Source organism: Pseudomonas sp. IT-93MI4 (genome assembly GCF_949767635.1).
Taxonomy (GTDB): Bacteria; Pseudomonadota; Gammaproteobacteria; order Pseudomonadales; family Pseudomonadaceae; genus Aquipseudomonas; species Aquipseudomonas putida_A.
In genome coordinates, this window is the sequence record NZ_CATKPP010000056.1 from 285,131 (window position 1) to 303,500 (window position 18,370).

At 60.3% G+C, this 18,370-nt stretch carries 15 protein-coding genes; 8 read left to right on the forward strand and 7 right to left on the reverse strand.

Translation table 11 applies throughout. The features are described 5' to 3' along the window. Positions 1–13: 13 nt before the first annotated feature. From hrpA to ACM6I7_RS24185, 4 genes are all read left to right on the forward strand, one after another. Positions 14–3,925, forward strand: a complete 3,912-nt coding sequence (gene hrpA / locus ACM6I7_RS24170) for an ATP-dependent RNA helicase HrpA (RefSeq protein ID WP_414889407.1) — start codon at positions 14–16, stop codon at positions 3,923–3,925. A gap of 325 nt (positions 3,926–4,250) precedes the next feature. Then, positions 4,251–5,372 (forward strand): beta-ketoacyl-ACP synthase III, encoded by a 1,122-nt coding sequence (locus ACM6I7_RS24175; protein WP_414889408.1) that lies wholly within the window; start codon positions 4,251–4,253, stop codon positions 5,370–5,372. Between the two features lie 106 nt (positions 5,373–5,478). Further along, positions 5,479–6,093: an RNA polymerase sigma factor gene (locus ACM6I7_RS24180; RefSeq protein ID WP_414889409.1), complete on the forward strand. Its 615-nt coding sequence runs from the start codon at positions 5,479–5,481 to the stop codon at positions 6,091–6,093. After that, a complete protein-coding gene (locus ACM6I7_RS24185) occupies positions 6,087–6,320 on the forward strand; it encodes an anti-sigma factor family protein (RefSeq protein ID WP_115986138.1) in 234 nt (77 codons plus the stop codon). The genes ACM6I7_RS24180 and ACM6I7_RS24185 overlap by 7 nt, the downstream gene beginning before the upstream one ends. Before the next feature lie 109 nt (positions 6,321–6,429). Here ACM6I7_RS24185 and ACM6I7_RS24190 read toward each other — a convergent pair whose 3' ends face one another. Then, the gene (locus tag ACM6I7_RS24190) at positions 6,430–7,752 is read right to left on the reverse strand and encodes a putative porin (protein ID WP_007966005.1); all 1,323 of its coding nucleotides are present in this window, start codon (positions 7,750–7,752) and stop codon (positions 6,430–6,432) included. A gap of 278 nt (positions 7,753–8,030) precedes the next feature. On the opposite strand from ACM6I7_RS24190, the gene ACM6I7_RS24195 reads away from it, so the two are divergent. Next, positions 8,031–9,155 (forward strand): GNAT family N-acetyltransferase, encoded by a 1,125-nt coding sequence (locus ACM6I7_RS24195; RefSeq protein ID WP_027614545.1) that lies wholly within the window; start codon positions 8,031–8,033, stop codon positions 9,153–9,155. Positions 9,156–9,313: 158 nt separating this feature from the next. On the opposite strand, the gene aqpZ is transcribed toward ACM6I7_RS24195, so the two are convergent. The 5 genes from aqpZ to ACM6I7_RS24220 form a co-directional block, all read right to left on the reverse strand. Next, positions 9,314–10,009, reverse strand: a complete 696-nt coding sequence (gene aqpZ / locus ACM6I7_RS24200; RefSeq protein ID WP_027614546.1) for an aquaporin Z — start codon at positions 10,007–10,009, stop codon at positions 9,314–9,316. Between the two features lie 290 nt (positions 10,010–10,299). Further along, complete coding sequence (locus ACM6I7_RS24205; protein WP_095138579.1) at positions 10,300–12,132, reverse strand: ABC transporter ATP-binding protein; 1,833 nt, start codon at positions 12,130–12,132, stop codon at positions 10,300–10,302. An 88-nt stretch (positions 12,133–12,220) separates the two neighbouring features. After that, positions 12,221–12,784 carry a peptidylprolyl isomerase gene (locus ACM6I7_RS24210; RefSeq protein WP_414889410.1) on the reverse strand — a complete coding sequence of 188 codons (564 nt, stop codon included), beginning with the start codon at positions 12,782–12,784 and terminating at the stop codon, positions 12,221–12,223. Between the two features lie 3 nt (positions 12,785–12,787). Continuing rightward, entirely contained in the window at positions 12,788–13,591 is an 804-nt protein-coding gene (locus ACM6I7_RS24215; protein ID WP_414889411.1) for an alpha/beta fold hydrolase, read from the reverse strand. 14 nt (positions 13,592–13,605) lie between these two features. Continuing rightward, complete coding sequence (locus ACM6I7_RS24220) at positions 13,606–14,529, reverse strand: LysR family transcriptional regulator (protein WP_027614550.1); 924 nt, start codon at positions 14,527–14,529, stop codon at positions 13,606–13,608. Between the two features lie 49 nt (positions 14,530–14,578). Between ACM6I7_RS24220 and ACM6I7_RS24225 the strand changes: the two genes are divergently transcribed. The 3 genes from ACM6I7_RS24225 (at position 14,579) to ACM6I7_RS24235 (ending at position 16,936) form a co-directional block, all read left to right on the forward strand. Continuing rightward, positions 14,579–14,893, forward strand: a complete 315-nt coding sequence (locus ACM6I7_RS24225; protein ID WP_096796628.1) for a 3-phosphoglycerate kinase — start codon at positions 14,579–14,581, stop codon at positions 14,891–14,893. 230 nt (positions 14,894–15,123) lie between these two features. Further along, entirely contained in the window at positions 15,124–15,723 is a 600-nt protein-coding gene (locus tag ACM6I7_RS24230; protein ID WP_096796629.1) for an FMN-dependent NADH-azoreductase, read from the forward strand. A 346-nt stretch (positions 15,724–16,069) separates the two neighbouring features. Beyond that, on the forward strand, positions 16,070–16,936 hold the full coding sequence (locus tag ACM6I7_RS24235) for a carboxylate/amino acid/amine transporter (RefSeq protein WP_414889412.1): 867 nt from the start codon (positions 16,070–16,072) through the stop codon (positions 16,934–16,936). A 110-nt stretch (positions 16,937–17,046) separates the two neighbouring features. Here the strand turns inward: ACM6I7_RS24235 and ACM6I7_RS24240 are convergent, their stop codons facing one another. Further along, a complete protein-coding gene (locus ACM6I7_RS24240) occupies positions 17,047–18,345 on the reverse strand; it encodes a mechanosensitive ion channel family protein (protein WP_096796631.1) in 1,299 nt (432 codons plus the stop codon). Between the last annotated feature and the right edge of the window lie 25 nt (positions 18,346–18,370).

An 18,370-nucleotide genomic window follows, 5' to 3' on the forward strand; every position in this document is an offset into this window, starting at 1 on the left:
AATTGCGTACCCGATGACCGACGAATCGCTCTCCATTGACAAACTGCTGAAAAACCTCGATCACGCCATGCTCGCCGACCGTCACCGGCTGCGGCGGCAGTTGCTCGAGCTGCGCAAGAAACCCGACGAGGCCAAACTGGTCCAGTGGGTGGCGCGCATGCAGGCGTCCTGTGATCAGGTGCTGGCGCGCCGTGCCAGCCTGCCAGTGATTCGTTACGACGACAGCCTGCCGATCGCCGCCAAGCGCGACGAAATCAAGGCGGCGCTGGAGAAGCATCAAGTGCTGATCATCGCTGGCGAAACCGGCTCGGGTAAAACCACCCAGTTGCCGAAAATCTGTCTGGAAATCGGTCGCGGCCAGCATGGCTTGATCGGCCACACCCAGCCACGCCGAATCGCTGCGCGCAGTGTCGCCAGCCGGGTGGCCGAAGAACTCGGTACGCCGCTCGGTTCGCTGGTTGGCTATCAGGTGCGCTTCGAGGATCAAAGTGATTCCAACACCCTGATCAAGCTGATGACCGACGGTATTTTGCTGGCGGAAACCCAGAATGATCGTTATCTGGAACGCTACGACACGATCATCGTCGACGAAGCCCACGAGCGCAGTCTCAACATCGACTTCCTGCTCGGTTACCTGAAAACTCTGCTGCCGCGTCGCCCGGACCTGAAGGTCATCATCACTTCGGCGACCATCGATCTGGAGCGCTTCTCCAAGCATTTCGATGATGCGCCGATCGTCGAGGTGTCCGGTCGCACCTTCCCGGTAGACACCTGGTATCGCCCGCTGACCCTGGAGCAGGACGAAGAGGGCAACCGCGTCGAGGACGACCTGACCGTGGATCAGGCGATCCTCGCCACCCTCGACGAAATCGCCGCCTATGAGCGCAGCGAACGCCGCAGTCCCGGCGATGTGCTGGTGTTCCTGCCCGGCGAACGCGAGATTCGCGACGCCGCCGACATGCTGCGCAAGGCTCAGCTCAAACACACCGAAATCCTGCCGCTGTACGCGCGCCTGTCGCCGGCCGAACAGCAGCGGATTTTCCAGTCGCATCCGGGGCGCCGCGTAGTGCTGGCGACCAACGTCGCCGAGACCTCGCTGACCGTGCCGGGCATCCGCTACGTGATCGACAGCGGCACCGCGCGCATCAGTCGCTACAGCTATCGCGCCAAGGTCCAGCGGTTGCCGATCGAAGCGATTTCCCAGGCCAGCGCCAATCAGCGTAAGGGTCGTTGCGGCCGGGTCGAGCCGGGTATTTGCGTGCGCTTGTACAGCGAAGAGGATTTTCTCGGTCGCCCGGAATTCACCGATCCGGAAATTCTGCGCACCAACCTTGCCGCCGTGATCTTGCAGATGCTGCATTTGCGCCTCGGCGAAATCACTGCGTTCCCGTTCATCGAACCGCCCGATGGCAAGGCGATCAGCGACGGTTTCAACCTGCTGCAAGAACTCTCGGCGGTGGATCGCAACAGTCAGCTGACCCCGCTCGGTCGCCAGTTGGCGCGCTTGCCGGTCGACCCGCGCATGGGCCGCATGCTGCTCGAAGCGGCAAAACTCGGCAGCTTGCAGGAAGTGCTGATCGTCGCCAGCGCCATGTCGATTCAGGACCCGCGCGAGCGTCCGCCGGAGCGTCAGCAAGCAGCCGATCAGGCCCACGCACAATGGAAAGACAGCGATTCGGACTTCGCCGGACTGGTCAATCTGTGGCGCGGTTTTGAAGAGCAGCGTCAGGCGCTGACCGCCAGCCCGCTGCGTAACTGGTGCCGGAAGAATTTCCTCAATTATCTGCGTCTGCGCGAGTGGCGTGATTCCCATCGTCAGTTGAGCCTGATCTGCCGCGACATGCAGTTGAGCCTCAATAAAGAGCCGGCGGATTACCCGAAACTGCACAAAGCAGTATTGGTCGGCCTACTCAGCCAGATCGGTCAGAAAACCGAGGACGGCGATTACCTCGGTGCCCGTCAGCGGCGCTTCTGGATTCATCCGTCGTCGGGCATCGGCAAGAAACGTCCGCAGTGGCTGATGACCGCCGAACTGGTGGAAACCACCAAGCTTTACGCGCGGATGGTCGCCAAGATCGATGCCGACTGGATCGAGCCGCTGGCCGGGCACCTGATCAAGAAAAACCATTTCGAACCGCACTGGGAGAAGAAGCGCGGCCAGGTCGTGGCCTACGAGCAGATCACCCTGTTCGGGCTGATCGTGGTCGGTCGCCGCCCGGTGCATTACGGCCCGGTGGATCCGCTGGTCTCGCGCGAGCTGTTTATCCGCGAAGGTCTGGTGCGTGGCGAGATTCAGTCGAAAGCCAAGTGCCTGACCGCCAACAAGCAGTTGCTCGAACAGCTCGACGAGCTGGAAGCCAAGGCTCGGCGCCGCGACATTCTTGCTGACGAAGAAACCCTGTACGCGTTCTACGATGCGCGCTTGCCGGCGGAGATTCATCAGACCGCGACGTTCGACAGCTGGTATCGGGTCAACAGCCAGAAAGACCCGCAATTGCTGATCATGCGCGAAGAGGACGTGCTGGCCCGCGAGGCCAGTGAGGTCACCGCGCGCGACTACCCGGACACGCTGCACATCGGTGATCTGGAACTGGCGCTCAGTTATCACTTCGAACCCAATCACCCGCGCGACGGCGTGATCCTGCGCGTGCCGGCACCGCTGCTGCCGATGCTGCCACCGGAACGTCTGGAATGGCTGGTGCCGGGGCTGATCGAGGCCAAGTGCATTGCGCTGGTGCGCAATCTGCCGAAAGCCTTGCGCAAGAACTTCGTGCCGGTGCCGGATTTCATCAAGGCGGCGTTGCAGCGCATGACCTTCGCTGAAGGCTCATTGCCGCAAGCGCTCGGTCGCGAGTTGCTGCGCATGACCGGTGCGCGCGTCAGCGATGAAGCATGGGCGGAAGCCGCGCAGCAGGTCGAAAGCCATCTGCGGATGAACCTGGAAATCGTCGACGGCCAGGGCAAGTTCCTCGGCGAGGGCCGCGACCTGGCCGAGCTGACCGCGCGTTTTGCCGAAGCCAGCCAGGCGGCTTTGGCCGTGCCGCAGAGTGCGAAAAGTCAGCAACCGGTGGAGGCCAAGGTCTTCGCCCCGGTGGCGGAAAAGACCCAGCAGAAGATTGCCGGATTGTCGATGACGGTCTATCCGGCGCTGGTGGAAGAGGGCGGCACGGTCAAGGAAGGGCGGTTCTCGACCCCGGCCGAAGCTGAGTTCCAGCATCGCCGCGCCTTGCAGCGGCTGCTGCTGCAGCAACTGGCGGAGCCGGCGAAGTTCCTGCGCAGCAAACTGCCGGGTATCACCGAGTTGGGCCTGCTCTATCGCGAGCTGGGCCGAGTGGATGCGCTGGTCGAAGACATTCTGCTGGCCAGCCTCGACAGCTGCATTCTGGAAGGCGAAGACCCGTTGCCCCGTGACGGCGCCGGGCTCGCCGCATTGGCGGAACGCAAACGCGGCAGCTGGACCGAACACGCCGAGCGCGTCGCGCGGTTGACGCTGGAGACTCTCAAGCTGTGGCACGGCCTGCAAAAACGCTTCAAGGGCAAGATCGATCTGGCGCAGGCTGTGGCGCTGAATGACATCAAGCAGCAAATCAGCCATCTGGTGTATCCGGGTTTCGTCCGGGAAACACCGATGCAATGGCTCAAAGAGTTGCCGCGTTATCTGAAGGCGGTCGAGCAGCGTTTCGAGAAACTCGGTGCGCAAGTGCAGAAGGATCGCGTCTGGAGCGGTGAACTGGCCGGCCTCTGGGCGCAATACCAGACACGCGCGGCGAAACATGCCCAGGAAGGCAAACGCGATCCGCAGCTTGAACTGTACCGTTGGTGGCTGGAGGAATACCGCGTGTCGCTGTTCGCCCAGCAGTTGGGGACGAAAGCGCCGATCTCGGACAAACGGCTGAGCAAGCAGTGGAGTCAGGTCGAGGCCTGACAGTGAGCCTTACACAATCCCTTGTAGGAGTGAGCCTGCTCGCGATTGCGGTGTGTCAGTCACCGTAATACTGACTGACACACCGCAATCGCGAGCAGGCTCACTCCTACAGGGAAATGGGGTGGTGCTTGAGAAAGGCGCCAAAACCTTGGGTTTATGGCAAACTTCGCGACCATAAATGCCGTTTTCGCGACCCAGAGCCTTTGGCGAGTTCGCGGATCGGACTAAAAGATGCCAGGTCAGCGTCCCCGGACGGGAACAGACCCTTTGTGTGTTGGTACGTCGGTGCCAGCGCTTTCTGCCTGAACAGATTAGAGAAACGACCATGCATAACGTCGTCATCAGCGGCACCGGCCTGTACACCCCGGCCAACAGCATCTCCAACGAAGAGCTGGTGCAGTCTTTCAATACCTATGTTGCGCAGTTCAACGCCGACAACGCCGACGCCATCGCCAGCGGTGAAGTCCAGGCGCTGACCGAATCCAGTGCTGCATTCATCGAAAAAGCCTCGGGCATCAAGAGCCGCTTTGTCATGGACAAGGACGGCATCCTTGATCCTGCGCGCATGGCCCCGCGCCTGCCGGAGCGTTCCAACGACGAATGGTCGGTGCTGTGCCAGATGGCCATCGGCGCCGCTGAACAGGCGCTGCAACGTGCTGGCAAGACCGCCGCCGACATCGACGGCGTGATCGTTGCCTGCTCCAATCTGCAACGCGCCTACCCTGCGATCGCCATCGAAGTCCAGGAAGCAATGGGCATTCAGGGTTTCGGTTTCGACATGAACGTCGCCTGCTCCTCGGCGACCTTCGGCATTCAGGCCGCGGCCAACAGCGTGCAACTGGGCCAGGCCCGGGCGATCCTGATGGTCAACCCGGAAGTCTGCACCGGTCACCTGAACTTCCGTGACCGCGACAGCCATTTCATCTTCGGTGACGCGGCGACGGCGGTGATCATCGAACGCGCTGACCTGGCGACGTCCAAGTACCAGTTCGACGTGGTCAGCACCAAACTGCTGACCAAATTCTCCAACAACATCCGCAACAACTTCGGCTTCCTCAACCGCGCCGCGGAAGAGGGCATCGGTGCCCGCGACAAGCTGTTCGTGCAGGAAGGCCGCAAGGTGTTCAAGGACGTCTGCCCGATGGTCGCCGAGCTGATCGGTGAGCATCTGGAGGAGAACAAACTCAACGTCGGCGACGTCAAGCGCTTCTGGCTGCATCAGGCCAACCTGAGCATGAACCACCTGATCGTGCGCAAGCTGCTGGGCCGTGAAGCCACCGAAGAAGAAGCGCCGGTGATTCTCGACACCTACGCCAACACCAGCTCTGCCGGCTCGGTGATTGCCTTCCACAAATATCAGGACGATCTGGCCAGCGGTTCGCTGGCGGTATTGAGCTCGTTCGGCGCCGGTTACTCGATCGGCAGCGTGATTCTGCGCAAGCGCTGAGTGCGCCTGAAAAGATCGCAGCCTGCGGCAGCTCCTACACTGATCTCTGTAGGAGCTGCCGCAGGCTGCGATCTTTTGCTTTCGACCATCTGAAAACGAGGCGTGCATGGCCGCAACGGAAGATTCCCAACTGCTCGAACGCCTGCTCGCGGGTGAGCAAAAGGCTTTCAAGGAACTGGTCAGCACCTACCAGAGCGCCATGCGCGCCGTGGCGTATGCCATCGTCGGCCAGCGCCATGTCGAAGAAGTGGTGCAGGACGCCTGGCTTTCGGTGGTGCGCCACATCGGTAGCTTCGAGGGTCGTTCCAGTCTCAAGACCTGGCTGCTGACCATCACCGCCAACTCGGCCAAGAGCCGCTACAAACAAAACCGCCGCGAAGTATTGATGGATGATCTGCCGTCACCCCACGGCACCATCGATGACGACCGTTTTTCGCCCGGTGACGGCCATTGGCTGGTGGCGCCATTCGCCTGGCATCAGGACACCCCGGAAGCCTTGCTCACCGAAAGTGAATTGCGTGATTGCCTGGAGCACACCTTGCTCAGTCTGTCGGAACTGCAAAGCAGCGTGTTGCTGCTGCGCGAGCGCCAAGGCCTGGAGCTGGAAGAGATCTGTAATCTTCTGGAGATCTCGCTCTCCAATGTCCGTGTGCTGCTGCATCGGGCGCGGCTGAAAGTCTTCGCCACGGTGGAGCATTTTGAGGAGACCGGCGAATGCTGACCTGCAAGGAACAAGTGGCACGCTCCAGCGATTATCTCGATGGCCAGTTGAGCTTTCGCGAAAAACTGTTGGTGCGCCATCACCTGATGTTTTGCCCGAACTGCCGGCGCTTCATTCGTCAGATGCGTTTGATGCAGGCCACGCTGAAGGCGATGCCTGAAAAGCCGGATGAGGGTGTGGATGCGCTGGCCGAGCGCCTGGCGGAGCAACGCCGCAAGGAAAAATAGAATTCCACCTACAGGTTTTTTTTGCATCCTGCAGAAATAGTCCGGCGCGGACGAAACGAACGGATGATGGGGATCGTCTCGCCCGCGCTGGGCTATGGGGTGGAGCGTTTTAGAACTTCGCTTCCGCGTCCAGCTGCAGAGTGTTGGTGTCTGCGTCACGCTGGGTACGGCTGGAGAAGTCGGCCTTGGTCAGGAAGTACGTGGCGCCGATGGCGAAGTTCTTGTCGATGTCGTAACCGACCTTGAACTTGTGCCCACGGGAACCGGTGGTGCCGTTGGCGAAGTCGGAGTCGGTGAACGCGCCGACCACGGCGTCACGCTGTACGTCACGATAGTTGTAATCCAGGTTCAGACCGAAGACTTTCGACTTGGCGCCGACCAGCCACGCGGTATCGGCGTCGGTCACGGCATCGTTGTTCTTCACGTATTGACCGTAGAACGACAGCGGCATCGGCAGACCGCCAATGTCGATCTGGCTGAAACCTTCGTACAGGCGGAACTCGTTGTTGGCCGAGTTGCCGTTGACCGACAGCGCGCACGGTGTGGATGTCCCGGTGCAGCGGCTGTCTTCGTCGTTCTGGTAGGCGTAGACGCTGCCGCCCAGGGTCAGTTTCAGGTTGTCGGTGATCGCGAAACGGCTGCCCAACTGCCCGGCAGTCAGACGCAGGTCGTGACGGAATTGCACGCCTTCGCCGTCGACGTTGTCCTTGAGGGTGTAGTTACCCAGGCTGCCGAACAGTTCGGCGCTGCTGCCCAGTGGATATTTGTAGGTGACGGCCAGACCTTCCGGGTTGATGTCGCTGTCCCAGATCACGTCGCCCATGCTGACCCACGGTTGCAGCATCTTTCCGCCGATCACGTGCAGGTTCTTGATCGCATCCGGGTGGTAGTCGATGTAGCCCAGGTCGAGCCAGATCTGCTTCTTGTCGAAGTAGTTGTCCATGTCCTGGTTGGTCGAACGGGCATCGTCGCCGCCGCCGGTGGCAATACGGATGCCGGTGTCGACTTGCGGGTTGATCTCGGTGTAAGCCCCCAGACGTGCGCGGATGCGCTGGCGATCCTTGTCTCGGCCGCCGTTGTTGGATTCGCCGTCGATCTTGACGGTCTCCTGACGAATACGCACGTCACCCTTGAACTGGGTCTTGGCGGCCCAGGCGAGTTTCTGGTCGAAGGAGCTCAGCTCGTTGGTTTTCTTCGCGGTCGCCGCGATCTGCTCGTTGGTCTCTTGCTGCGCCTGCTGCGCGATTTGCTGAGCCTTCTGATCCTTGGCCAGTTCAGTTTGCAGTTCGATGTACTGCGCCTGGGAAATGGAACCGTTGGCCTTGAGCATGTCGAGCAGTTTGGCGTCGACTGCAGCACTGGCCGGAACGCTCATGGCCAGCAACAGGCCACCGCACAAGGCCGCCGCAGTTTTCGTGGAAGCAAGACGCATAGCAATCTCCGAAGATGAGAGGGATGGCAGAACCATCCGGGGCACACCGACGCGCACGTCGGAAAACAGTGTCCGGGTAGAACCCGGCGCTCTAAAAACAGGAGCGAGTATCGCGATGGTTTATGACAGAGCAGTGGCTAAGTGATGTCATGTCGATGACGATACAAAGTTGTCCTGAACTATTGATCTAGAGCGCTGTCGTCCGATTGCTCGTGTGCAAAGGGCAGCGATAAGCGATACTCGCGGGGCTTTGAAGCCCGGAAGTGGAGAGTCAGTTGATGCCGTTGCAACGCCTGCAGAGCCTGTCAGAAATCGCCCCGGCGACCTGGGATGCACTGGTGCCCGAGAACCAGCCGTTTTTGCGGCACGCCTTTCTCTCGGCCCTTGAAGACAGCGGCAGCGTTGGCCCGCATACGGGGTGGCAAGCCGAGCATCTGCTGCACGTCGAAGACGATCGGCTGATCGCGGCGCTGCCCAGTTATCGCAAGTGGCATTCCTATGGCGAGTACGTGTTCGATCACGGCTGGGCCGATGCCTGTGCCCGGGCCGGCATCGATTACTACCCCAAACTGCTGACGGCGGTGCCGTTCAGCCCGGTCAGCGGACCACGCTTGCTGGCCGCCCGGGTCGAGGACGGTTTCGAACTGCTCAAGAGCCTGCCGGGTTATCTGGAAATTGAGGAGCTTTCCAGCGCGCACATCAATTTCACCGACCCGTTCACCGATGCCGCCATGGCCGAGCAGCCGGGCTGGCTGCAACGTATCGGCTGTCAGTATCACTGGCAGAATCGCGGTTATCGGGACTTCCAGGATTTTCTCGACGCGCTCAGTTCGCGCAAGCGCAAGCAAATGCGTAAAGAGCGCGAGCAAGTGGCGGGGCAGGGCTTCGAATTCGAATGGCTGGAAGGGCGTGAGCTGGACGAGGCGCAATGGGATTTTGTCTACGCCTGCTATGCCAACACCTACGCCGTGCGCCGCCAGGCGCCGTACCTGACGCGCGAGTTTTTCAGTCTGCTGGCTGCGCGGATGCCGGAGGCGATTCGGGTGGTCTTCGCCAGACAGGGTTCACGGCCGGTGGCGATGGCCTTCAGTCTGGTCGGGGGCGACAGCTTCTATGGGCGCTATTGGGGCTGTCTGGCCGAGTTTGATCGGCTGCATTTCGAGACGTGTTTCTATCAGGGCATGGACTATGCGATTGCTCAGGGGTATCAGCGCTTTGATGCCGGCGCTCAGGGCGAGCACAAGCTGATTCGCGGCTTTGAACCGGTGATCACCCACTCGTGGCACTACCTGCGTCATCCCGGTCTGAAAGCCGCAGTTAAAGACTTCCTGCAACAGGAACGTGCTGGCGTCCTTGCGTACGCCGAGGAAGCCAGAACAGCCTTGCCATACCGCCAGGCCTGAGCTTGCCTTTAAACGGGGCCGACATCGATTCTCGGGCGTGGTTGATTTATTACTGTGGGAGGGGGCTTGCTCCCGAATGCGGTGTGTCAGTACGGTAGCTATGACTGACACGACGCCTTCGGGAGCAAGCCCCCTCCCACAGGGGATTTCCAGTGGGTTCAGGATTGCTCTTTGCCCAGCCAGCGATAAATCGTCCCGCCCACTATCGCGCCAATCAGCGGCGCGACCCAGAACATCCACAACTGCGCGATCGCCCAGCCGCCGACCATCAGCGCCGGCCCGGTGCTACGAGCCGGGTTGACCGAAGTGTTGGTGACCGGAATCGAGATCAGGTGAATCAGCGTCAGCCCCAGGCCGATGGCAATCGGTGCGAGGCCCGCCGGGGCGCGTTTGTCGGTGGCGCCGAGGATGATGATCACGAACATCCCGGTCATCACCAGCTCGGTGACAAAGCCTGCCGCCATTGAGTATTTGCCGGGCGAGTGCTCGCCGTACCCATTGGACGCCAGACCTGCTGCGATGTCGAAACCTTCCTTGCCGCTGGCGATGTAGTAGAGCAGCGCGGCGGCGAGTATCCCGCCGAGCACCTGGGCGATGATGTAGGCGGGTAGCTCTTTTGCTGGAAACCGTCCGCCGACCACCAACCCGACCGATACCGCCGGATTGAGATGACATCCGCTGATGTGGCCGATGGCGAACGCCATGGTCAGCACCGTCAGACCAAACGCCAGGGCCACCCCCAGCACTCCGATGCCCAGAGGCGAAGACGCGGCGAGCACCGCACTGCCACAACCACCCAGAACCAGCCAGAACGTACCCAACAACTCAGTAACTGAACGTTTGAACAGAGACATGAGAGAGTCCTTGATAGGCGTGCTATCGAGACTGTATCGAGTTGTGCTTCCCTGCAGATTTACGACAGGTTCCGTGCTGGAACCTTGGCTGAGTACAGCACGCTTTGGATGGATTTCCAGCAGCCATCAAAAAACCGCCAGAGCCCGTGGTTAGAGGGCTGTGGCGGTTCTCAATATATTGTGGGAGGGGGCTTGCTCCCGAATGCGGTGTGTCAGACAAATGTTCGGTACTGACACCCCGCTTTCGGGAGCAAGCCCCCTCCCACATTGGAGTTGTATTGATTCAATGATCAATCGATCCCGACAAATCCCCCGGTCTGGTGCGCCCATAACCGCGCATACAATCCGCGATGCGCCAGCAGTTCGGCGTGGGTACCGCTCTCGGCGATCTTGCCGTTTTCCAGCACTACCAGCCGATCCATACGGGCAATGGTCGAGAGACGGTGAGCAATGGCGATCACGGTTTTGCCTTGCATCAGGGTTTCCAGGCTTTCCTGGATCGCCGCTTCGACTTCCGAGTCGAGTGCCGAGGTTGCTTCGTCCATGATCAGGATCGGCGCGTCCTTGAGCAGCACCCGGGCAATCGCAATGCGCTGGCGCTGACCGCCGGACAGTTTCACTCCGCGTTCGCCGACGTGCGCGTCGAAACCGGTACGGCCCTCAGCGTCCGACAGCAGCGGAATGAACTCGTCGGCGCGAGCCTTGTGCACCGCGTCCCAGAGCTCGGCGTCGGTGGCGTCAGGCTTGCCATACAGCAAGTTGTCGCGGATCGAGCGGTGCAGCAGGGAGGTGTCCTGCGTGATCATGCCGATGCGTGCGCGCAGGCTTTCCTGGCCGACTTCGGCGATGTTCTGCCCGTCGATCAGAATGCGTCCGCCCTCTACGTCATACAGGCGCAGTAGCAGGTTGACCAAGGTCGATTTGCCAGCGCCGGACGGTCCGATCAGACCGATTTTCTCGCCGGGTTTAATGGTCAGATTGAGGTCGCCGATGATGCCTTTCTTCTTGCCGTAGTGAAAATCCACGTGCTCGAAACGCACTTCGCCACGAGCCACGGCCAGCGGTTTGGCCTGCTCGCGATCAGTGACGCTGACCGGTTGCGAGATGGTCTGCAGACCGTCCTGCACCATGCCGATGTTTTCGAAGATGCCGGTGACAACCCACATGATCCAGCCGGACATATTGACGATACGAATCACCAGACCGGTGGCGAGGGCGATCGCGCCGACGGTGATCAGCGACTGCGTCCACAGCCACAGCGCCAGCGCGGTGGTGCCAACGATCAGCAGGCCGTTCATGGTGGTGATCGCCACGTCCATGCTGGTCACCACGCGGCCGGCCATCTGCGCCTTGACCGTCTGTTCTTCGATGGCTTCCTTGGCGTAGTGCTGTTCGAAGTTGGTGTGGGCGAACAGCTTGAGGGTGGCGATGTTGGTGTAGCCGTCGACGATCCGTCCCATCAGTTTCGAGCGCGCGTCGGAAGCTTCCACCGAACGCTCTTTCACCCGTGGCACGAAGTAATACAGCGCACCGATGTAGGCGACGATCCACGTCAGCAGCGGGATCATCAGGCGCCAGTCGGCTTCGGCGAACAGCACCAGCGAACTGATCGCGTAGATCACCACGTGCCACAGCGCATCCACCGCTTGCACCGCCGAATCGCGCAGCGAGTTGCCGGTCTGCATGATGCGTTGGGCGATGCGCCCGGCGAAGTCGTTCTGGAAGAAATTCAGGCTCTGCTTGAGCACGTAACTGTGGTTCTGCCAGCGGATCATGCTGGTCATCCCCGGGCTCAGGGTCTGATGCACCAGCAGATCGTGCAGGCCGAAAAAGATCGGCCGCAGCACCAGCGCAACCACCACCATCCACGTCAGTTCGAGGGCGTGGTCGCTGAAGAAATTCGGGTTGGGCGTGCCCTGGGCCAGGTCGATGATGCGGCTCAGGTAGCTGAACAGCGCCACTTCGATCAACGCGGCAAACAGGCCGACGACGAGCAGGGCGGCAAAACTCGGCCAGACCTGCTTCAGGTAATAGGTATAGAAGGGCCAGACACGATCCGGCGGGGAGGCCGTGGGGGCGTCGCGGAATATGTCGATCAGTTGTTCGAAACGGCGATAGAGCATCAGATAACCGCCCGGATGCCGGGCTCTCCTTTTATCGGTGTGAGCGGCGCGGCTTCAGGCCAGCGCCGCTCGAAACGCCCTGTACAGCTTAGTCGATGACTTTGGCCGACTTGATGATCACAGGGTCGACAGGCACGTTTTGCATGCCCTGTTTGGTGGTGGTCTGCGAGTTGACGATGATGTCGACCACGTCCATGCCTTTGACCACTTTGGCGAATACCGCGTAACCGGCATCACGGCCCGGATCGAGGAAGGCGTTGTCGGCGACGTTGATGAAGAACTGGCTGGTGGCCGAATCAGGGTTGGAGGTACGGGCCATCGACAAAGTGCCGCGAACGTTATGCAGACCGTTGCTGGCTTCGTTCTTGATCGGTGCCTTGGTTTCTTTCTGCTGCATCTGTGGCGTGAAACCGCCGCCCTGAGCCATGAAGCCCGGGATCACGCGATGGAAAATGGTGTTGGTGTAAAAGCCGCTGTTGACGTAATCCAGAAAGTTTTTGGTACTGATCGGCGCTTTGACCGGATCCAGTTCGATTTCGATCTGGCCGTTGGTGGTGTCCAGCAGCACGTGCGGTGCTTTGGCCGGGGTGGCAGCCATCAGGTTGGCAGCAAACAGCACGGTGCCGGCGGTGAGGGCGAGTTTTTTCAGCATGGGTCAGTGATCCTGAGTTTGAGTATCGGCTGCGGCGAGAAAATCCAGCAGCGTTTGATTGAAGCGTTCGGGTTGATCGAGCGGGGTGGCGTGGCGCGAATCGGCGATGACCACCAGCCGCGCATCGGGCAGCAGTTTTATATAGGTTTCTTTCAGTGCTACCGGTGTGTAGTCACGGTCGGCAGTGACGATGAGCGTTGGACAGGTCACCCGGGAAAGTCGTTCCTGAACGCCCCAGCCAACAATCGCATCGAAGCTGGCGAGATAAGCACGTTTGTCGTTTTTTGCCCAGCGTTCGGCCATTTTCTGTCGCAGATCAGCTTGTTCAGGCTTGGGAAAAAGTTTGCCGCCCAGCGCCTTGCCGATGGTCGCCAGACTCAGCACGCGCATCAGGCTCCAGCGCTTGAACCACTGCCAGTAATCGTCGCGGCTGCGCAGTTTGACCTCGGGGGCGCTGTTGACGATGGTCAGGCTTTTCAGCATTTGCGGCTGATCGACGCCGAACTGAAAGCCGATCATCCCGCCCATCGACAGCCCGACGTAATGTACCGGGCCGAGTTTCAGGTGTTCGATCAACGCCAGCAGATCGGCGCTGAACCCGGCGATGCTGTAGCGCTCGCGAGGTTTGTCCGAGCGACCGTGACCACGTATATCCGGAACGATCACCCGGTAGTGCGCCGACAGCGCCGGGATCTGCATTTCCCAGTCCAGGGTGCTCGAACCCAGTCCGTGAACCAGTAGCAACGGGGTGCCGTGGCCATATTCCTCGTAGTGCAGGTTGCAACCTTCATGTTCGAAATAGGCCATCGGTGAACTCCGTGTCAGGCTTGCTCGGGGGCGGCGAACGGTGCGTCAAGCGGCAAAGTGTCGAAGGTGCGCAACAGCTCGATGAGGATTTGTGTGGCCGGGCCCAGCGGTTTGTCCTTGTTCGAATACAGATAGAAGCTCGGGTTGCGGCTGCCGCCCTGATCCAACGGTAGCAGCTTGAGCGTGCCTTCCTTCAATTCCCGTTCGATCATGTGTCGTGGCAGCCAGGCAAAGCCCAGGCCGCTGCTGACGAACGTGGCCGCTGTGGCGAGGCTGCCGACGGTCCAGCGCTGTTCGGCGCCGAGCCAGCCGACGTCGCGTGGTTGCTGGCGGCCGGAGTCGCGAATCACCACCTGCATCTGGGTTTCCAGGTCCTGGAAGCTCAGTTCGCGGTTGAGCCGATGCAGCGCGTGATCAGGGTGGGCGACCGCGACAAATTCGACGTCGCTCAATTCCGCGCCGAGGTAGCCGGGGATGCTCAGGCCGGTGATTGCCAGATCGGCCACGCCTTCGAGCAAGACCTCCTCGACCCCCGACAACACCTCCTCGCGCAGACGCACGCGGCAGCCGCGGCTCTGCGGCATGAACGCGGTCAGCGCGCGCACGATGCGTGCGCTTGGGTAAGCCGCATCGACCACCAGCCGCACTTCTGCCTCCCAGCCCTGTTCCATGTGGTGGGCGAGGTCTTCCAGTTGGCTGGCCTGCTTCACCAGTTGTCGCGAGCGGCGCAGCAGCACACCGCCGGCTTCGGTGAGCACCGCTTTACGCCCGTCGATGCGCAGCAATGGCACGCCGAGCTGGTCCTGCATGCGGGCGACGGTGTAACTCACCGACGATTGCGAACGGTGCAGAACCTCGGCGGCCTGGGCGAAACCACCGTGGTCGACCACGGCCTGCAATGTCCGCCATTGATCAAGGGTCACGCGGGGCGCTTTCATCAATAGCTCCTCTTGTCCTAAGCTGGCCGTCCCTCATGGAGACTGGCGAATGAAAAAATTCTGTTGTGTGGTGCTCGCGTTGCTGCCGCTGACTGCGTTTGCTTACCCTATCGATGTGCAGAAGAACCTCAATGGCTTGAAGATCGACTACGAGACCTTCGACACCGACAAAGACATCGGCTCCATAAAAGTCGTCAACTTCGGTGATGTCGATGCAATCTGCAAAGTCGTTTTCAACAATGGCCCGGAAGCACCGCGTACGCGCAACATCGAAGTCCCGGCCCGCAAGCATACGAATGCCACGGCCAAGTTCTCCCGCGAGATCATCAGGCTGCGCATCGACCTGAGCTGCAGCCCGAAATAACGGCGATCCCCTGTAGGAGTGAGCCTGCTCGCGATTGCGGTGTGTCAGTTAAATCCTGATGTACCTGACACACCGCAATCGCGAGCAGGCTCACTCCTACAAGGGTACAAACTGCATCTAAACGAATTATTCGATGCTTTGCAGCAATTATTTGCGCTTTTTCATCGATACGACCCTGTTTAACCTTCACTCCATCGACCTACAACATTCTCGGATGGAGACTACACACCATGTCCCGCGTTCTGATCATCGAAAGCAGTGCCCGCCAGCAAGACTCGGTTTCCCGTCAACTGACCCAGACCTTCATTGGTCAGTGGAAAGCGGCGCATCCCAACGATCAGATCACCGTGCGTGACCTCGCCGTGAACCCCGTTCCACACCTGGACGCCAACCTGCTGGGCGGCTGGATGAAGCCTGCCGAGCAGCGCAACGCCAGCGAACAATCGTCGCTGGAGCGCTCCAACGAATTGACCGACGAGCTGCTCGCTGCCGACGTACTGGTGATGGCGGCGCCGATGTACAACTTCGCGATCCCGAGCACCCTCAAGGCCTGGCTCGACCACGTGCTGCGTGCCGGCGTGACCTTCAAGTACACCGAAACCGGCCCGCAAGGCCTGCTCAGCGGCAAACGTGCCTACGTGCTGACCGCTCGCGGCGGGATCTACGCTGGCGGCCCGGCCGACCATCAGGAACCGTACCTGCGTCAGGTCATGGGTTTCATCGGCATCCATGACGTGACCTTCATTCACGCCGAAGGCATGAACCTGGGTGGCGACTTCCAGGAGAAGGGCCTGAATCAGGCCAACGCCAAACTGTCTCAGGTCGCTTGATATGTTAATCGCCAGATAATCGCCGCTTGTTTAAGTGACCTGGCGCAACCCCTTCAAGGCTCTACGCGCATCGAACCTCCCTTTGCACTTGTTGCTCCTGAGTGCTGTAGCCCGATTGAACGCTTTAGCGAGATCGGGCTTTTTTTTGCCTGTGTTTTTTGAACAACACAAAACTCCTTGTGGGAGCGAGCCTGCTCGCGAAAGCGGTGCATCAGACAAGTATCTGCCGTCTGACACTCCGCCTTCGCGAGCAGGCTCGCTCCCACAGGGGGATTTTGTGTTTCGGGCTATTCGCAGTGAGACCAGAAAACCGCTATCGTCGCCGCCATTCGAAACAGAGGCGACCATGGGCTATCTACTTTTTGTCACGCTGATCCAGGCGTTTTCCTTCAGTCTGATCGGCGAATACCTCGCCGGGCATGTCGACAGCTACTTTGCAGTGCTGGTGCGCGTGGTGCTGGCCGGGCTGGTGTTCATTCCGTTGACCCGCTGGCGCTCGGTGGAGCCCTCGTTCATGCGCGGCATGCTGCTGATCGGCGCGTTGCAGTTCGGCATCACCTACGTCTGCCTGTACCTGAGCTTCCGTGTACTGACGGTGCCGGAGGTGTTGCTGTTCACGATCCTCACGCCGCTGCACGTGACGCTGATCGAAGATGCGCTGAACCGCCGCTTCAATCCGTGGGCGCTGGTAGCCGCGTTGGTAGCGGTGGGCGGTGCGGCGGTGATTCGTTTTGACCGGATCAACCCGGATTTCTTCATGGGCTTTTTGCTGCTGCAACTGGCCAACTTCACCTACGCCGCAGGGCAGGTGATGTACAAGCATCTGGTGGCAAAACACTCGAGCGATCTGCCGCATTACCGGCGTTTCGGCTTCTTCTACCTCGGCGCACTGGCAGTGGTGTTGCCGGCATTCCTGCTGTTTGGTAAAGCGAACTTTCTGCCGGAAGCACCGCTGCAATGGGGCGTGTTGCTGTTCCTCGGATTGGTCTCGACCGCGTTGGGCATGTACTGGTGGAACAAGGGCGCGTGCATGGTCAACGGCGGCACGCTGGCGGTGATGAACAACCTGCATGTGCCAGTGGGCTTGCTGCTGAATCTGCTGATCTGGAATCAGCATGAGGAACTGGGAAGGTTGTTGCTGGGCGGGAGTGTGATTCTGGCGGCGGTGTGGATCAGCCGGTTGGGCATCCGCAAAACTCAAGCCACCGCATAGCCCCTGTGGGAGCGGGCTTGCTCGCGAAAGCGGTGTGTCATTCAACGATTATGTTGACTGACCTGACGCCTTCGCGAGCAAGCCCGCTCCCACAGTTTTGATCGGTGGCGTTACATGAGGTGTTTCTGCGGCTCGGGAATGCTCGCCGCACCCAACACCGCCGGCAACAACCCGGTACGCAAATCCCCGCCACTCGGCTGCTGATACAGGCTCAAGCCAAACTCCGGCAGCACCGCCAGCAGATAGTCGAAAATATCCCCCTGAATCCGCTCGTAATCGGCCCACACCGTGGTGGTGGTGAAGCAGTAGATTTCCAGTGGAATGCCCTGCGCCGTGGTCTGCATCTGGCGCACCATGCAGGTCATGTTCGGCTGCACCTCCGGGTGACTCTTCAAATACGCCAGCGCATAAGCGCGGAAGGTGCCGATGTTGGTCATGCGCCGGCGGTTGGCTGACATCGCGGCGACGTTGCCCTGCGCCTCGTTCCATGCCTTGAGTTCGGCTTTCTTGCGGCCCATGTAGCCGGTCAGCAGGTGCACCTGGCTCAACTTCTCTTCTTCATCGTCACGAATGAAGCGCACGCCGCTGGCGTCGATGAACAGGCTGCGCTTGATCCGTCGCCCGCCGGACTGTTGCATGCCGCGCCAGTTGCGGAACGACTCGGACATCAGGCGCCAGGTCGGGATCGAAACGATGGTCTTGTCGAAGTTCTGCACCTTGACCGTGTGCAGGGTGATGTCGACCACGTCGCCATCGGCACCGACTTGCGGCATCTCGATCCAGTCGCCGACTCGCAGCATGTCGTTGCTGGTCAGTTGCACGCTGGCAACGAACGACAGCAACGTGTCCTTGTAGACCAACAGAATCACCGCCGACATCGCACCCAGACCGGAGAGCAGCAACAGCGGCGAACGGTCGATGAGGGTGGCGACGATGATGATCGCACCAAACACGTACAAGACCATTTTCGCCAGTTGCACATAGCCCTTGATCGAGCGGGTGCGGGCGTGTTCGGTGCGGGCGTAGATGTCCAGCAGCGCATTGAGCAGGGCACTGACCGATAGCAGCAGGAACAGAATGGTGAACGACAGCGCCACGTTGCCGAGAAAGGTCATCGCGGTTTTGCTCAGTTCCGGCACCAAGTGCAGGCCGAACTGGATCACCAGCGACGGCGTCATCTGCGCCAGACGTTGAAACACCTTGTTGTGGCGAAAGTCGTTGATCCAGTGCAGGGCTGGCTGACGCCCGAGCATGCGGCTGGCATGCAGGATCAGATAGCGTGCCACTCGTCCGAGCACCAGCGCGATCACCAATAGCAGCATCAGCGCCAGGCCGGATTGCAGGAATGGGTGCTTTTCGAGGGCACCCCAGAGGTCTTGGGCGTTGAGCCAGAGCTGTTTGAAATCCATGTGAGCAACGATTCTTCTGTAAGAC

Coding starts and splice junctions, on each gene's coding strand:
- hrpA (WP_414889407.1), top strand. CDS start 14: ATGACCGACGAATCGCTCTCCATTGACAAACTGCTGAAAAACCTCGAT.
- ACM6I7_RS24175 (WP_414889408.1), top strand. CDS start 4,251: ATGCATAACGTCGTCATCAGCGGCACCGGCCTGTACACCCCGGCCAAC.
- ACM6I7_RS24180 (WP_414889409.1), top strand. CDS start 5,479: ATGGCCGCAACGGAAGATTCCCAACTGCTCGAACGCCTGCTCGCGGGT.
- ACM6I7_RS24185 (WP_115986138.1), top strand. CDS start 6,087: ATGCTGACCTGCAAGGAACAAGTGGCACGCTCCAGCGATTATCTCGAT.
- ACM6I7_RS24190 (WP_007966005.1), bottom strand. CDS start 7,752: ATGCGTCTTGCTTCCACGAAAACTGCGGCGGCCTTGTGCGGTGGCCTG.
- ACM6I7_RS24195 (WP_027614545.1), top strand. CDS start 8,031: ATGCCGTTGCAACGCCTGCAGAGCCTGTCAGAAATCGCCCCGGCGACC.
- aqpZ (WP_027614546.1), bottom strand. CDS start 10,009: ATGTCTCTGTTCAAACGTTCAGTTACTGAGTTGTTGGGTACGTTCTGG.
- ACM6I7_RS24205 (WP_095138579.1), bottom strand. CDS start 12,132: ATGCTCTATCGCCGTTTCGAACAACTGATCGACATATTCCGCGACGCC.
- ACM6I7_RS24210 (WP_414889410.1), bottom strand. CDS start 12,784: ATGCTGAAAAAACTCGCCCTCACCGCCGGCACCGTGCTGTTTGCTGCC.
- ACM6I7_RS24215 (WP_414889411.1), bottom strand. CDS start 13,591: ATGGCCTATTTCGAACATGAAGGTTGCAACCTGCACTACGAGGAATAT.
- ACM6I7_RS24220 (WP_027614550.1), bottom strand. CDS start 14,529: ATGAAAGCGCCCCGCGTGACCCTTGATCAATGGCGGACATTGCAGGCC.
- ACM6I7_RS24225 (WP_096796628.1), top strand. CDS start 14,579: ATGAAAAAATTCTGTTGTGTGGTGCTCGCGTTGCTGCCGCTGACTGCG.
- ACM6I7_RS24230 (WP_096796629.1), top strand. CDS start 15,124: ATGTCCCGCGTTCTGATCATCGAAAGCAGTGCCCGCCAGCAAGACTCG.
- ACM6I7_RS24235 (WP_414889412.1), top strand. CDS start 16,070: ATGGGCTATCTACTTTTTGTCACGCTGATCCAGGCGTTTTCCTTCAGT.
- ACM6I7_RS24240 (WP_096796631.1), bottom strand. CDS start 18,345: ATGGATTTCAAACAGCTCTGGCTCAACGCCCAAGACCTCTGGGGTGCC.